The sequence below is a fragment of the Psychrobacter sp. ASPA161_9 genome (assembly GCF_051970275.1).
Lineage (GTDB): Bacteria > Pseudomonadota > Gammaproteobacteria > Pseudomonadales > Moraxellaceae > Psychrobacter.
In genome coordinates this window covers 1-14,602 of record NZ_JBEFNI010000001.1, presented here as the reverse complement: position 1 = coordinate 14,602, position 14,602 = coordinate 1, and the positions used below count along the sequence as shown (strand labels likewise).

General features: G+C 42.0%; 14 protein-coding genes. 10 read left to right on the top strand and 4 right to left on the bottom strand.

From position 1 onward, the window contains the following. Window positions 1-94: 94 nt before the first annotated feature. Window positions 95-1,024, bottom strand: a complete 930-nt coding sequence (locus ACTQ9S_RS00070) for a branched-chain amino acid transaminase (RefSeq protein ID WP_440453141.1) — start codon at window positions 1,022-1,024, stop codon at window positions 95-97. Between the two features lie 193 nt (window positions 1,025-1,217). Next, a complete protein-coding gene (gene glnE, locus ACTQ9S_RS00065) occupies window positions 1,218-4,085 on the bottom strand; it encodes a bifunctional [glutamate--ammonia ligase]-adenylyl-L-tyrosine phosphorylase/[glutamate--ammonia-ligase] adenylyltransferase (RefSeq protein ID WP_068327451.1) in 2,868 nt (955 codons plus the stop codon). 371 nt (window positions 4,086-4,456) lie between these two features. Between glnE and tusD the strand changes: the two genes are divergently transcribed. From tusD to ACTQ9S_RS00045, 4 genes are read left to right on the top strand one after another with little or no spacing between them, the layout of a single operon-like run. After that, entirely contained in the window at window positions 4,457-4,909 is a 453-nt protein-coding gene (tusD, locus tag ACTQ9S_RS00060; RefSeq protein ID WP_440453659.1) for a sulfurtransferase complex subunit TusD, read from the top strand. A 47-nt stretch (window positions 4,910-4,956) separates the two neighbouring features. Further along, window positions 4,957-5,280 (top strand): hypothetical protein, encoded by a 324-nt coding sequence (locus tag ACTQ9S_RS00055; RefSeq protein WP_350656270.1) that lies wholly within the window; start codon window positions 4,957-4,959, stop codon window positions 5,278-5,280. Window positions 5,281-5,334: 54 nt separating this feature from the next. Beyond that, entirely contained in the window at window positions 5,335-5,664 is a 330-nt protein-coding gene (locus ACTQ9S_RS00050; protein WP_350656268.1) for a hypothetical protein, read from the top strand. Next, a complete protein-coding gene (locus tag ACTQ9S_RS00045) occupies window positions 5,661-5,999 on the top strand; it encodes a TusE/DsrC/DsvC family sulfur relay protein (protein ID WP_068035591.1) in 339 nt (112 codons plus the stop codon). The genes ACTQ9S_RS00050 and ACTQ9S_RS00045 overlap by 4 nt, the downstream gene beginning before the upstream one ends. 21 nt (window positions 6,000-6,020) lie before the next feature. On the opposite strand, the gene ACTQ9S_RS00040 is transcribed toward ACTQ9S_RS00045, so the two are convergent. Next, window positions 6,021-6,584 (bottom strand): tRNA (cytidine(34)-2'-O)-methyltransferase, encoded by a 564-nt coding sequence (locus ACTQ9S_RS00040; RefSeq protein ID WP_440453139.1) that lies wholly within the window; start codon window positions 6,582-6,584, stop codon window positions 6,021-6,023. Window positions 6,585-6,958: 374 nt separating this feature from the next. Between ACTQ9S_RS00040 and ACTQ9S_RS00035 the strand changes: the two genes are divergently transcribed. Continuing rightward, window positions 6,959-7,099: an entericidin A/B family lipoprotein gene (locus ACTQ9S_RS00035; RefSeq protein ID WP_068035587.1), complete on the top strand. Its 141-nt coding sequence runs from the start codon at window positions 6,959-6,961 to the stop codon at window positions 7,097-7,099. A 128-nt stretch (window positions 7,100-7,227) separates the two neighbouring features. On the opposite strand, the gene hemW is transcribed toward ACTQ9S_RS00035, so the two are convergent. Continuing rightward, window positions 7,228-8,499 carry a radical SAM family heme chaperone HemW gene (gene hemW, locus ACTQ9S_RS00030; RefSeq protein ID WP_440453137.1) on the bottom strand — a complete coding sequence of 424 codons (1,272 nt, stop codon included), beginning with the start codon at window positions 8,497-8,499 and terminating at the stop codon, window positions 7,228-7,230. 309 nt (window positions 8,500-8,808) lie between these two features. On the opposite strand from hemW, the gene ACTQ9S_RS00025 reads away from it, so the two are divergent. The 5 genes from ACTQ9S_RS00025 (at window position 8,809) to accC (ending at window position 14,548) form a co-directional block, all read left to right on the top strand. After that, window positions 8,809-9,303, top strand: coding sequence for an EVE domain-containing protein (locus ACTQ9S_RS00025; RefSeq protein WP_068327428.1), 495 nt, complete (start codon window positions 8,809-8,811; stop codon window positions 9,301-9,303). Between the two features lie 188 nt (window positions 9,304-9,491). Continuing rightward, the gene (locus ACTQ9S_RS00020; RefSeq protein ID WP_440453135.1) at window positions 9,492-10,520 is read left to right on the top strand and encodes a hypothetical protein; all 1,029 of its coding nucleotides are present in this window, start codon (window positions 9,492-9,494) and stop codon (window positions 10,518-10,520) included. A 324-nt stretch (window positions 10,521-10,844) separates the two neighbouring features. Continuing rightward, window positions 10,845-12,212, top strand: coding sequence for an MATE family efflux transporter (locus tag ACTQ9S_RS00015; RefSeq protein WP_068035579.1), 1,368 nt, complete (start codon window positions 10,845-10,847; stop codon window positions 12,210-12,212). Window positions 12,213-12,646: 434 nt separating this feature from the next. Beyond that, the gene (accB, locus tag ACTQ9S_RS00010; RefSeq protein WP_068035577.1) at window positions 12,647-13,075 is read left to right on the top strand and encodes an acetyl-CoA carboxylase biotin carboxyl carrier protein; all 429 of its coding nucleotides are present in this window, start codon (window positions 12,647-12,649) and stop codon (window positions 13,073-13,075) included. Between the two features lie 111 nt (window positions 13,076-13,186). Further along, a complete protein-coding gene (gene accC / locus ACTQ9S_RS00005; RefSeq protein ID WP_068035575.1) occupies window positions 13,187-14,548 on the top strand; it encodes an acetyl-CoA carboxylase biotin carboxylase subunit in 1,362 nt (453 codons plus the stop codon). Window positions 14,549-14,602: the final 54 nt, after the last annotated feature.

Below are 14,602 nucleotides of genomic sequence, written 5' to 3'. Positions count from 1 at the left end.
TCAGGTGAATAAATAATACGACGAGTATATTAGCATAAAAGAAAGACTGAACAATTATGTTCAGCCTTTTTAGTTTCTTTAAATGAATTGATAATTAATCAATAAAGTCTAACCAATCCATATATTTTTCATTGCGGCCATGTACTACGTCAAAGTATAAGGTTTGCAATTTCTCAGTCAACGGTCCACGGCCGCCGTTACCAATAGTACGATCATCATATTCACGGATAGGTGTTACTTCAGCAGCCGTGCCCGTCATAAATATTTCATCTGCTAAATAAAACTCATCACGAGTGATACGACGTTCAGTAACTTTAATACCTAGGTCGGCAGCGAACTGAATAATAGTGCGACGAGTGATACCGTCAAGTGCACCACCAGCTAGATCTGGAGTATGTAACTCACCATTCTTAACCAAAAACAAGTTCTCACCTGCACCTTGACAGACATAGCCTTGCGGATCCATCAAGATAGCTTCGTCGTAACCATTACGAGTAACCTCTTGGTTTGCCATAATAGATACTGGATAGTTACTAGAGGCTTTTGCTTTGCACATCGTGACATTAGGCAAGTGATGTGTGTACGATGATGTCTTGACGCGGATACCGTTTTGGATACCTTCGTCGCCCAAATAAGCGCCCCAATGCCAAGCAGCAACCATCGCATTGATACTGTTGCCATGCGAAGATAGACCTAGCTTTTCTGCGCCAACCCAAATAAGTGGACGAATATAAGCTTCTGCTAAGTTATTTTGTTTAACTACATCTTTATGCGCTTGTTCTAAAGTAGCGGCATCAAAAGGTACGTCCATTTGGAAGATTTTTGCAGAACCTAGCAGACGGTCGGTATGGTCTTTTAAACGGAAAATCGCTGTGCGCTTGTCAGCGGTCTGGTAGGCACGTACGCCTTCAAACACAGCCATACCATAATGCAAACTATGGGTAAGTACATGAACTTTGGCATCGGGCTGTTCAACCATTGTGCCATTCATCCAAAGCTTGCCTTCCTGTGTTGCCATATTCATGTAAAGATCCTTATGTTAGTACTGACGACTAACTTTTTTGTTGAGTTTTAAGTAAGTATTTTAATTAAAATTGCATGCTTACACTGAGTCCGTATTAGTGTGCAAATGATTATATCATCGGCAGGCCAAGCAAATGAAATATTTTGGTTTGTCACTGCATGGCTTTTGTTTATATCACTTTTGGTAGAAAAACTTATTTCTCTTCTCTTGGGGGAACACCCATAAGATGTTGCCACTGAGCTTGCACCAGCGCACGCGTCTCTGTCCACAATGACTCATCCACCAACAATGATTGCTCAGCCAATGCTAACTGATGGGTGGCAGCGCGAATACGCAAATAAGCATCTGTCAAATCTTGACAGACTTGCTCCTCCCAAATGCCAAGCAGCGCGACCTCTTCAAAGATACGCACGTTGTCGCTCCACTTAGTCAGGCTTGGATACTCATGCGAATACGCGAGTACCGCAAATTGCGCTAAAAACTCAATATCAATGATGCCACCAGCGTCTTGCTTGAGATGGAACTTGCCTGCTTGTTGCTGCCACTGGCTAGTGCCCAGATGCTTTTGCATCTTGATGCGCATACTTGTTACTTCTGTACGCACTTCATCAAGCGTACGTGGCAGTGATAATATTGTACGGCGAATATCACAGAAAAGTGCCGTTACACGTTTGTCGCCACATATTGCCCGTGCTCGAACCAATGCTTGATGCTCCCAAGCCCATGCTTTTTCACGCTGATAAGTCTCAAAGGCATGACAAGAAACCACCATCATACCTGCATTACCCGATGGTCGCAGACGCATATCAATCTCATAAGCGCGTCCATCACGCGTTTGCGTATTGAGATAAGTCATGAGCTTTTGAGCCAGGCGTGCGGCGAACTTCATCCCGCTTACTGACTTTTCACCAGTCGTCATTCCCTGCTCTTTTATCTTGTGTAAAAACACCAAATCTAAATCAGAGGAATAAGACAGCTCAAGGCCACCAAGCTTACCATAACCAATAATAGCAAAACCACAATCCGCTTCGGTTACTGGATCACCGTTTTGAGCGATAGGATAACCATAACGCTTGACCAATTCTGCAAAAGCACGTTCAAGTGCGGCTTCTAGCACGACGGCTGCAATGTAGGTCAAGGAGTCTGATACTTTCATAATGGGCCGTTCAGCCAAAACGTCACTAGCCGCAACGGCCAGTACTTGGTTCTTTTTAAACAAACGCAACACACTAAGCAACTCTTCTTCGTCATCAGGCTCTACTCGCAAAAGACGCTGACGCAAGATGTCGTGTAGCTCTAGCTTGTCCGGCAGATGACGATAGCGCTGCTGTAAAAAGGTATCAAGTAACACAGGATAACGTGCCAGCTCATTGGCAATCCAAGGGCTGGCAGACAACATCGGAATCAACTCAACCGTGGCATTAGGGTTTTCTGCAATCATTACTAGATAGATTGAGCGCCGACAAATTGCCTCAAGCAAAGCGATCAGGCGCGGTAGTGCGCTATTGGCCAACTGCTGTTGTTCTTGATGCGCAAGCAAAGCATGAATGATTACTGGATAAGCATCATCTAGACGCGTTCTAGCTTCATCGCTTAGGTTGGCTACCATTTTCGATTGCCAGAAAGTTTCTAGTTTTGCGCGGTTCTGTTCTGTCAATACCGTGTCAAGCTTTGCAATTTGCTCATCAAGATTAACAGGCTCAAGCTTGTTATCTTCTTGAGCTGGTACTTGTCGTTCAGTTACCATACGTTCAAATGGTACGTTTACATTGTCTCGATGATGATTAAGCGTTGTTAATAATGCTTCCCAATTCTCAAAGCCTAAGGTAATGGCCAAATTGTGCTGCCACTGTAGATCATGTGGCAGGCGCTGGGTCTGCTGATCATTAATCGCTTGGATGCCATGCTCAAGTCGACGTAAAAACCGATAAGCCGCCTGTAGCTGCTCATAGGTAGGAGGCTCAAGATATTCAAGCTCACATAGTGCCTCCATTGCTTGCAGGCATGACTTAACCTGCAGTTGTGGATGACGACCGCCATAAATAAGCTGAAAGGCTTGTACAATAAACTCGATATCACGAATACCACCGGCACCAAGCTTAATATTATCTAAGTCTTCTCGCTGTGCGACTTGGTTTTGAATGAGCGACTTCATCTCACGCAGCGCTGAAAAGGCACTATAATCAACGTAATACCGAAAAACGAATGGCTTGATGAGCGACTGTAGCTCGTCATAAAACGGCGGCGTAATCTGACCAACTACGCGTGCTTTTAGCCAAGCAAAACGTTCCCATGCCCGACCATGATTGGCGAAATACTTTTGTAATGCTGACAGATGAATAGCCAAATCACTACCATCACCCCATGGACGCAAACGCATATCTACTCGGAACACAAAACCATCTGCCGTACAATTATCCAAGAGCTTAATAATGCCTTGACCAAGACGGGTCATAAAGCGCTTATTATCAATACTTCGCGTGCCCTGTGCCTTATCTCCATCAGTCTCGCCACGTGCTTGATGGACGAAGATTAAATCAATATCGCTCGATAAATTTAGTTCATGCGCGCCAAGCTTACCCATGGCCATAATTGCCATATCGTCCATGTGCTTTACACCTTTTGCATCAATAAAAGTCGGTTGACCATATTGGGCGACTAGATGCTGATAAGTATAATCCTTGGCAAATAAAATACAGCCGTCAGCAAGCTCAGAAAGCTCATCAGTCAACTGCTCAAGCTCAATCATTCCCAATGCATCTTGCCAAATCCAGCGCATCATTAATAGATTTCGCAGATTGCGCAGACCTCTCATCACTGTTGTTTCATCACCAAGCTGATAGTTATCATCTAAAGTATAATCCTGAATAAGGTCATCTATCTGCTGACGCGTCAACGTTTGATTAAGTGAATAACTGCGCAAAAACGTCTGGCAAGAGATCGTTCGACTTTCCCAAATCTGATAGGCAAAAGCACTTGCAGTGCTTAAGACTTGTATCTGTTCGGGTGTGGGCTGATAACCTTGGTTATTAGATTTATTAGATGGCATAGCTGGTGACATAATGATAAGAGCTCCGTACAGCATAGGACTATAAGACTACCTGAACCAAGCATGATTGTTCATAGTTTTTTCTTACGAGATGGTCACACTAGATAAGTCGTTGTATTTTTATAAGTTTGCTTATTAAAACACATACAGCATTTGACTGGGTCAACTTTATGGTAGCATGAATACTTAAAACTTAAACTAGGGACAACTCTTTTGATAGTAAGATGTTGAAGAATACTAGATAGACAACTAAAATGCATGATAATCAACATAAATGCAAAGCTGAATAGAGATAAAATCTCGTTATTTATATTCAACCATCTTTCTTTCAATATTAATAATAACCGATAACTGGCGATACTACGTATATGACCATGCCTACAATTAACAAACCTACCCCGCTACTCCTACTTACTACTGATCCGAGCCAGCCGCTTGCTCAGTTGGCGCTGCGTTATGCCCGTGCCCTTTTAGAACAAGTAAAGCTGCAACAAATACAACCTGCTGATAAGAATAATGAGCAGGAAGTCGTTGAAAACGATACGCAGTCGTTAAATGTCTTTTTTTATGCTGACGCGGCGCATATGGCCAATCGTTTACGCTGGCAGTCAGCTGACCAGATCGACTTAACTCAAGAATGGCAAGCGCTTGCTAAGCAATACCAGCTCTCGCTACCTGTATGCGTCAGCACCGCGCTTAGTCGCGGTATTAGTGATAACGATAACAGCGCACGCCATCAGCTGAATGGTGAAAATATCGCCGATGGCTTTCATTTAGTTGGACTTAGCGAGCTTGCGATGATGATGCAAGGCAACTGCCGTCTAATACAGTTTTAAGTGCCAATTGAGCACGAATATTAATCATGAATAATGAGAAGTAACCTATGAAATTACTCATTCAGCTGCGCACTGCAACGGAGATGGCAAGTTATGAAGGCTGTGCCCTCGCCTTGACGCTTGCAACTTTCGGTCATGAGGTACAGCTTTATTTAGACGCCCCTGTCTTTGGATTATTAATGCAGCCGAAGTCTCGTTTGCACGGTATGATTCAATCTCTTGAACTATATGACATGCCACCAGCTTGGCTACCTGAGGATGTATTTAGCGGTTGGCTTACAGGAATGGTACCAAGTGACTTGGCCTCGCAGCTTACGCTAATACCAGAAGTCGTTAACTCACAAGATTTTGAGCAGATCCTAGCTTTTTAACGATATCTCTCTCTAGATACTAACTTGCTATCTGCAATCATTCGGAAAATTAATATGGCAACTTTATACCAATTACACAGCACAATGGATAGACTCAGGCGCAGCACAGAAGAAATGGCACTAACATGGCGCGCTGGTGACAGCATTATCTTGTTAGGCGCGACTGTCGCTTTTATTGAATGGCTTCATGCCTATTTAAGTGATAGTGATATAGAAGGTATCGCTGGCATTTATGCTCTAGCTGATGATGTCGCACAGCTTAGTAACAACACGACTGCCAAGCTAAACTTAAACGCCAAGCTAACTGGTGTTTTAACTGATGATGATTGGGTAACCATGACCCAAGACCCACAGTTTGATAAAGTAGTGACAATCGCCTTATGACTGTATCTAATATTACTATATCTAACATCGCTCTAGATCAAGACGGCCATCTTTGTGACCATAGTATTTGGACACCTGATATCGCTCAACAATTGGCAGATACATTAGATGTAAGGCTAAACGACGAGCACCTAGCCATCCTACAACAAGTACGTGCTTTTTTTGCTAAGTTCAATCACTCGCCAGCTACCCGTCCATTAATTAAATGGTTGCAGAAGACTTTGCCTGATCATGATATCAGCAACCAAAAACTGCAGCAATTATTTCATACTGGTTTAGTCGCCCGTCATGTCAATCGCTTGGCTGGCCTACCAAAGCCGCCTAACTGTTTATAAAAACCACTTCTTTATAAAGTACTATTTTGGATCATAGACAGTGAGGGTCTCATAGCCAATACTGCGACCTTCATCGCCATTAAAGCCTTGCTGCCGCCATACCTCATAGAGGCATATTGCCACACTATTAGACAAGTTAAGACTGCGGGAGTCGGGCAACATCGGCAATCTTAACCAGTTATCAACACCAATATCTTCACGTATATCATCCGCTAGACCTGCAGTTTCAGAACCAAAAACCAGTGCTACGCTAGGCGCTACCGTTGGTGTATTGTCGGTATTAGTATTTGTTTGCGCCATGAAATTATAATCATAAAATGGTTTACTAAGTTTAGTCGTCAACGCTGTGATTGCTTGACAACCTGACTCAAGTAACGCCTGCTTCGCTGCCGACCAATCAGCGTGTACTTGCAGGTGTGCGTATTCATGATAATCCAATCCAGCACGTCGCAACTTTTTATCATCCAGCTCAAAGCCCAATGGCTGCACTAAATGCAGCTGTGCGCCACTATTGGCACATAAACGAATAATATTGCCAGTATTGCTAGGCATTTTGGGCGCTACTAGCACAATATGAATGGTCATAGATTTTCCATAAATAGGGTTAGAGAAGATTGATTTTATTCACGACATCTACAGGCTATTACCCGCTTAAATTATGTTTCATTAGCTCTTATCAAATAACAGATAGGTAAAATAGATTGCTACCTTTCGTAATTAAAAGTTACAGTTTATTGTCAATAATTACATTTTGATACTGTGCACAGATTTTAACTTTGATTATCATGGCTGCAATGGATATCAAGACAGTTTGATGACATCAGAACAGCATTTATATCAATGTTTGGCTGATATCATGATTTTGCAGTTTTATCCTGTATCTAGTTAGTAATACTTAGCCAAAATGCTTAGTGTTACTACTTCCATCGTATGAATCTATTCACTTTGAGGACATTATTATGAAAAAAGTAATTATCGCATCATTGACCGCTATGTTTGTATTAACTGGTTGCAACACTTTCAAAGGTCTAGGCCAAGACGTATCAAGTGCTGGTAACGCTGTTAGTGGTAGTGCTCAAGAAGTTCAAAACAAAATCTAAGTTTCACATTTTAGATTAAATGTTTGAAGGGCTTGCCATTTGGTAAGCCTTTTTTTGATTCTTAATAACAGTAATTGATGAATCACTGTCATTATAAGCACATATATAAAATGTTAAGCATGTAAGCCTTATAAAAATGCGTGCAATATCTGATTTAAATAGCGACGACCTAATAAAGTTGGTTGTAACAGCTCAGTATTATTCATTAATAAGCCTTGCTCGACTAGCTTATTCACTTGCAGCGCTATGCTCTCATAGCTCAGTCCTGTTCTCGATTCAAATAGCGACCATGTCACTCCATCGTATAAACGTAGCGCATTAAGCATAAACTCACTGACCAACTCATCATCAGCAATTGGCAGCCAATTGACCATTTTTGGGATATCTTGATAAGTCATATAGTCTTTCGGAGAGCGTGATTTGCTAAAACGGTAAATACCTGCTTCTAAGAGCGTCTCATTATCTTTTGATAAACCTGACACACTGTTATCTAACGAACCATCATTTATGGTTATTTTACCGTGCGCGCCAGCACCAATTGCTAAATAATCGCCAAACTGCCAGTAATTGACATTATGTCGACATGGCTTATCTGACTCACCTGCCCATGCTGATACTTCATAGTTATCATAACCCAGATGCTGTAGCAGCGCCTGTCCTGCATCCTCAATATCAGCCAAGCTATCTTCATCAGGTAAGATAGGCTGACTGCGATAGAATACGGTATTTGGCTCAATTGTCAGCTGATACCAAGAGATGTGCGTTGCGCCAGCATCGTGCGCTGTTTGGATATCATATAATGCCTCGCTGAGTGACTGCTGCGGCAAACCATGCATTAAGTCTACATTTACCCGCCCAAAACCAGCAGCGCGAGCAGCATGAATAGCTGCTGTTGCCTGCTTAGGATCGTGAATACGTCCAAGTGTTTGCAACTTATCAGCAGCGAAGCTCTGTACCCCAATAGATAAGCGATTAATACCTACTTTTAGATACTCAGCGAATGGCGCATGTTCCAAAGTTCCAGGATTCGCCTCCATGGTAACTTCAATATCATCCGCAAATTCAAAGCAGGCTCGTAAACCTGCAAATAAACGCTGATATTGTACAATCGGTAATAATGACGGTGTACCACCACCAATAAATATTGAGCTAATCTGGCGCCCTTGAGTTAGAGGCTGCTGCATCTGCGCATCTAGCAAGAGCGCATCTACGTACTCATCATACATTGATAACTGTACATCAGCGCCCAACTCGTGCGAGTTAAAATCACAATAAGGGCATTTTTTCACACACCACGGAATATGAATGTATAGAGCCAACGGTATGACTATTGCTTCTATACAAGAAGTACTCGTAGCATTAGATGGCGTTGTAATATTATCGAACTCAGATCTGGACATAACGTAAACTTATTCAATAAAAAGCGGCGGCAAACCGCAAAAAATACGGCTAGGATAACGGCTACGTACATGAAAGAAAAGCACTGTCTTTACTAATTTACTCTATTAACGTGTCTTTTTTATATTGAACTAACTATAACTATTCATAAACGCTTGTATCAACAAACGTTACTATCACCAATGCCATCTGACAGGCAAAATATATAAACTTTACTTATAAGGCGCAGGTTATAGAAAATCGTGCAAACACTCTTATAACAACCTACGTAACAGCTTTAATATCACATGACAAATATTAGGATACACGATATGGCATATTGGCTAATGAAGTCTAATCCAAGCTTTTTTGGAATTGAAGACCTACAACGTTTGGGTACAGAATGTTGGGACGGCGTACGTAACTACCGCGCTCGTAACTTTATGCGCGACGATATGAAGGTAGGTGATAAGGTGTTTTTTTATCATTCAAGTGCAAAACCATCTGGCGTCGCTGGCATCATGACCGTAAGCCAAGCTGGTTACCCTGATCCGACCCAGTTTCATCCTGAACATCGGCATTACGACCCCATCGCAACCGAAGAAGAACCACGCTGGTATATGGTCGATGTGACTTTTGAGCAAGCTTTTAAAGAAACCTTACCACTATCTGAACTGAAATTTATCCCTACACTTGAGGATTCATTACTACTTAGAAAGGGCTGCGAGCAATTGACAGTTATACCGCTTGAGCCCAAACACTGGCAGGCTATTATAGATATGGCGGAGACACTGGAGCTAGTGCCAGATAGTAATGAGTGCGAGTAATGAACGCTTGTATCGACAATATATAATTTGCATATATAAAAAACAAACAAGTTTTTTACGTAGTTATATGAGATAAAACCACTTTAAGGTTTTTCTATCACTATCTTATCAAAGTTTGCTATATTTACGCCCTAGATTTACGCCTTAGTTCTTTTGTCTAAACTATTTTCACATCCTAGGACTCATTTATGAGCGCACCCAAACTCGTACTATCTGTATTAACTGTCAGTATATTGGGGCTTACGCTAAGCGCCTGTGGCAGCGATGGTGATAAAGTCAAAGAAGAGTACGACCGTATCGAAGACCAAGTTAAAAACGAATACGATCGTGTGGAAGATAAAGTCAAAGAAGTCGAAGACAAGCTGACTGATGATGAAAAAAGTATGGCTGAGATTCTGGAGTCTGTATTTTTACCAGAGGAATCATTGGATAATTTCTTAGATAAATTAACACCAGAGGGTGGTCGTGGCGGTCTCTATGTCGGTCACTTCGTCGAGCTCAATGATGGTGATAATAGCGATATTGATATCGGGGCGATATATTTCGATATTAGTAACGATGGCGCTGGCAGTGTTGATGGGCGCATTAGTTATCAACAGCAGATTTGCCAACAAAACCGCACACTCGATGTCAATACAGGCTTTAAGGTAGATAATTATATTACAGGTAAGGTAACTGGTAGCCTCGATACAGCAGAATTTTTAGATATAAAATATATCAATGATTTAAATCTTGAAACGCCAAACTTAATGACTACATTTGCAGGTAGTTTTGAAGATAAGCAAACAGGTAAACCATGGCGCGGTAGTTTTGAGTATCAAGATAGTCTAGGTGGCACTACCCTCTCAGCTGCTGAAGATAACTGTAAAGTGACTTATACCCTCAGTGATCGTTCTAACTTTACCACCTATGCGCTTGATTATAAGCTGGGTACTATGATGCTCGACATCACTGGTAATGGTAGCCAAAAAACCGTTACTTGGCAGAATCCAAGTAATACCAAACAGGTATTGGTCAGTCAAATCGATGTCAATAAAGCAGAGTCTGGTGCTAACGGTTACGTACAGAATGTTGTTTTGACCAACCACGAAACCCGGTTTACGCCTGTGATTCCAAATGTTTCGACTAACTACGCTATTGTCGTGCAAGCATTCGATGCGAGTAATAAACTGATTGCTTATCAAGCAGTGGTACAAGATTTACCTGAATCCTTATAGGCTTTGGTTTTAGAAGTATAAACATAGTGTTAAATTTATAATTATTCTAAAAAATGTCAGACGCTTCTTAAGCGTTGATATCATACCCTAGCTCTTTATTATCCTATCTACTTTTGACCTGTCAATGCATCTCTTAGATTGACGGGTTATTTTTGTTTTAGCATCTGCATTTCTTTCATACTCTGCTTATATAGACTTGCTCATATTATTTATCGGAGTATTATCATCGACACGATTCCTATGTTACTGCCTCGCTAACGATTTACTGATCGCAGTACTTGAATATTAACAATAACCAACGTGAATAATGAAAAGTTGCTAACTATGGTTTTGCCATTATCCTTTATAGATTTTAAAAGCTACAGCTTACGTTTAGGCGTGCTGGCGCTACCGATTTTGATTACCCAATTTTGCCAAGCCGCACTGGGTGTCGTTGACTCCATTATGGCGGGACGCGTCTCAGCGCTCGATTTGGCTGCTGTCGCTGTTGGCGCTGGTATTTGGCTACCGCTGTTCTTATTGGCAACAGGTATTTTAATCGCCACCACTCCTCTAATTGGGGAAGCGATAGGGCAAAACAAACACAGCCAAGTCCCACATATCACTCAACAGTCGATATGGACGGCTAGTGTTATCGGTCTTTGCGGTTTTATTATCGTCAATTTGATGCCAAATGTCCTAAGTATAATGGGCGTCCCCGAAAATATCCAACCGATAGCCACTCAATATCTGCATGGCGTTTCTTTTGGCTTCCCTGCCCTTGCCATTTATGCTGTGTTGCGTAGTTACTGCGAGGCGCTCGGTCGACCTGAACCAGTCACAGTTATTAGTATTATTGGTCTATTGGCAGATATTCCGCTCAATTATATTTTTATCCACGGGCTATTTGGTATGCCAGAGATGGGCGGTGCCGGTTGCGGAGTTGCAACGGCATTAGTACTATGGATTAACGTGCTACTTTTAGGCGCTTATACTACTTTTTCTAAACGTCAGCAATTTGCTAGCACACGTTTCTTCTATAGCTTTACGGCTCCCAATCGTGAGCAAATAACTAAGCTACTTAAGCTTGGTATTCCAATTGGTCTTTCTATCTTCTTTGAGGCCAGCTTATTTAGTTTAGGCGCATTGGTTATTAGTCCATTAGGTGAATTAGCCACAGCGTCACATCAAGTCGCTCTTTCGGTGACCTCGCAGCTATTCATGATTCCTATATCGGTTGCAATGGCATTGACTATTATGGTCTCTAATCGCTTTGGCGAAAAGAATTTGCTGGCTTTACGCCACGTACAAGCAACGGGACTTATCTGGACAGTGCTCATTGCTCTTGTCTGCATGCTTGGGATATGGTTGTTCAGACCACAACTGGCTGCAGCGTTTACGGACAATCTTGAGCTGCGCGCACAAGCCATGCACCTGTTAATTTTTGCGCTGGCTTATCAGCTGTTTGACGGCTGGCAGGTCAACGTAGCCGGTATATTACGCGGAATGCAAGATACAACGATACCGATGTGGGTAACGCTTTTCTGCTATTGGGTAGTCGCTTTGCCACTGGGGGTTTACCTAGTGCGTTTTACAGATGTTGGTGCACAAGGGTTTTGGATGGCATTGATTACTGGTTTATTCCTATCTTCCATTCTACTCACCCTGCGCTTACGCTACCAACAAAAACGCTTAACGGCAATGTGGGCTTAAACAATTCGTTTTGTTTATTTTGATAACAAGCTAATGACTGCTTTTTAAGATAACATTAAGAGTGGTTTTCAGCTTTCTAGCATAATTTTCTATCGTAGCTTCTAGTAACCAATGCTAGCGCTCATTAGCGACATCGATTATGATGAACAACGTACCTTTTATAAAATGGATCTTCCTTTTAACGCTATATCTAGTACGTAAACAGTAATCAAAAGACTGTTAAGAGAAGCTCAATGTTGTCAAAAAAAGCTCGATAAAAATAAGACGCATGTTACTAATACTCGCCTTAAAGTCAAAAATATGTAAAAATTCCAGTTAACAACTGTACATTGATTGCTCATTGCGCCGAATATAGGTATCATTAGCAATCAATTACACAATATTTTGTTACACTATTTCTTTCTTCAATTTTAGAAAAAGGCATCATTAAAATTATGGATATCGAAAAAATACGCACGCTAATCGCCCTCATGGAAGAAAACGAACTAGTCAATCTAGAAGTTAGTTCAGACGATGAGCATATCAGTTTAACCCGTCACTACGATGCGCCAGCCCCAACGATGATGGCAGCGCCTACTGTTGGTGCAGCACCTATCGCTACTGAAGCCAAAGCAGCTGTCAAAGCCGGTAGCGTTGAGACTTCACCAATGGTTGGAGTATTCTATTCTGCTCCTAGCCCTAACGATCCACCGTTTGCCAAAGTTGGCCAAAAAGTACAGGCTGGCGATACGCTTGGTATTATCGAAGCGATGAAGATTATGAATCCGCTTGAGGCCACTCAAAGTGGTGTCATCGATGAAATCTTAGTGGACAACTCTGAGGTTGTACAGTTTGGCCAGCCAGTTATACGCTATAAAGCCTAATTGTACTGCTATACCTTACTTTGTTACGCTCAATATCTCGTTAATATTCATACTATATGAATAATCCATAACGATTGAATTGATCAACGCCGCTTTGACAAGGATGACCCTATGATAAAAAAACTGCTCATCGCCAACCGAGGTGAGATTGCTCTACGTATCGTACGTGCGTGTAAAGCACTTGGTATCGAGACTGTCGGTGTCTACTCCACCGCTGATGAAAACCTCATGCATCTACGCTTCGTTGATGAAGCCATCTGTATTGGCAAACCAAATGCTAGCGAAAGCTACTTAAATATCAATACTATTTTGACGGCTGCTGAAATCTCTGGTGCTGACGCCATTCATCCTGGTTATGGTTTTTTGGCTGAAAATGCTGAATTTGCTGAACGTATTGAAGAAGCTGGCTTAACCTTCGTAGGTCCTACTGCAGATCATATTCGTCTGATGGGCAATAAGGTTTCTGCTATCAATGCGATGAAAAAAGCAGGCGTACCGACTGTTCCCGGTTCAGTTGGCGCCGTTACGATGCACAATGCTGAAGAGCAAGCACGTAATATTGGCTTTCCGCTAATAGTTAAAGCGGCTTCCGGTGGTGGCGGTCGTGGTATGCGTGTCGTTGAGCGTTTCGATGACCTTATCGGTCAGGTACAAGCAGCGAGACAAGAAGCTGAGCTTTGGTTTGGTGATGATACAGTCTATATGGAACGCTACCTACAAAACCCACGTCACGTTGAAATTCAAGTACTTGGCGATGGTAATGGTAATGCTATTCATCTGTATGATCGTGATTGCTCACTACAACGTCGTCATCAAAAGGTATTAGAAGAAGCTCCTGCTCCTGATATCCCTGATGATGTGCGCGAACCTATTTTACAAGCTTGTGTCAAAGCTTGTAAACTGGTTAATTATCGTGGCGCTGGAACCTTTGAGTTCTTATTCGAAAACAACGAATTCTTCTTTATCGAGATGAATACACGGGTGCAAGTTGAGCATACTATCACCGAGATGATTACTGGTATTGATGTGGTCGTTGAGCAGCTCAAAATTGCAGCAGGGTACGGTTTATCGTATCGTCAAAGCGAAATTGAAGTCCAAGGTCATGCGATAGAGTGTCGTATTAATGCTGAAGACCCAGTAACTTTTATGCCATCCCCGGGTAAGGTCACTCAGCTATATACTCCTAGTGGGGCTGGTGTTCGCTTTGACTCCCATCTATACCCTGGATATGACATTCCTAGCTATTATGACTCACTGATTGGTAAGCTTATTTGTCATGGACAAACGCGTCAACAAGCGATTGCAAAGACGTTGCATGCGCTTGATGAGCTTGTCATTGAAGGGATTAAGACCAATATCCCCATGCATCGTGATGTAATCTTAGCTGATGAAGATTTTGTCAATGAGGCTCAAAATATACATTACCTTGAAGAAGAGCTGCTCAAATCGCAAAAAACTAAAACAGCGAAATAGCCAAAACTTTTTATCGGTATTGTGGCAAACATAAAAAACCCGCTTTCTGATAAG

Excerpts from the sequence above, each read along its gene's own strand:
- glnE (WP_068327451.1), bottom strand. The coding sequence starts at position 4,085 with ATGTCACCAGCTATGCCATCTAATAAATCTAATAACCAAGGTTATCAG.
- ACTQ9S_RS00050 (WP_350656268.1), top strand. The coding sequence starts at position 5,335 with ATGGCAACTTTATACCAATTACACAGCACAATGGATAGACTCAGGCGC.
- ACTQ9S_RS00020 (WP_440453135.1), top strand. The coding sequence starts at position 9,492 with ATGAGCGCACCCAAACTCGTACTATCTGTATTAACTGTCAGTATATTG.
- ACTQ9S_RS00035 (WP_068035587.1), top strand. The coding sequence starts at position 6,959 with ATGAAAAAAGTAATTATCGCATCATTGACCGCTATGTTTGTATTAACT.
- hemW (WP_440453137.1), bottom strand. The coding sequence starts at position 8,499 with ATGTCCAGATCTGAGTTCGATAATATTACAACGCCATCTAATGCTACG.
- ACTQ9S_RS00055 (WP_350656270.1), top strand. The coding sequence starts at position 4,957 with ATGAAATTACTCATTCAGCTGCGCACTGCAACGGAGATGGCAAGTTAT.
- ACTQ9S_RS00015 (WP_068035579.1), top strand. The coding sequence starts at position 10,845 with ATGGTTTTGCCATTATCCTTTATAGATTTTAAAAGCTACAGCTTACGT.
- ACTQ9S_RS00045 (WP_068035591.1), top strand. The coding sequence starts at position 5,661 with ATGACTGTATCTAATATTACTATATCTAACATCGCTCTAGATCAAGAC.
- accB (WP_068035577.1), top strand. The coding sequence starts at position 12,647 with ATGGATATCGAAAAAATACGCACGCTAATCGCCCTCATGGAAGAAAAC.
- ACTQ9S_RS00070 (WP_440453141.1), bottom strand. The coding sequence starts at position 1,024 with ATGAATATGGCAACACAGGAAGGCAAGCTTTGGATGAATGGCACAATG.
- accC (WP_068035575.1), top strand. The coding sequence starts at position 13,187 with ATGATAAAAAAACTGCTCATCGCCAACCGAGGTGAGATTGCTCTACGT.
- ACTQ9S_RS00040 (WP_440453139.1), bottom strand. The coding sequence starts at position 6,584 with ATGACCATTCATATTGTGCTAGTAGCGCCCAAAATGCCTAGCAATACT.
- ACTQ9S_RS00025 (WP_068327428.1), top strand. The coding sequence starts at position 8,809 with ATGGCATATTGGCTAATGAAGTCTAATCCAAGCTTTTTTGGAATTGAA.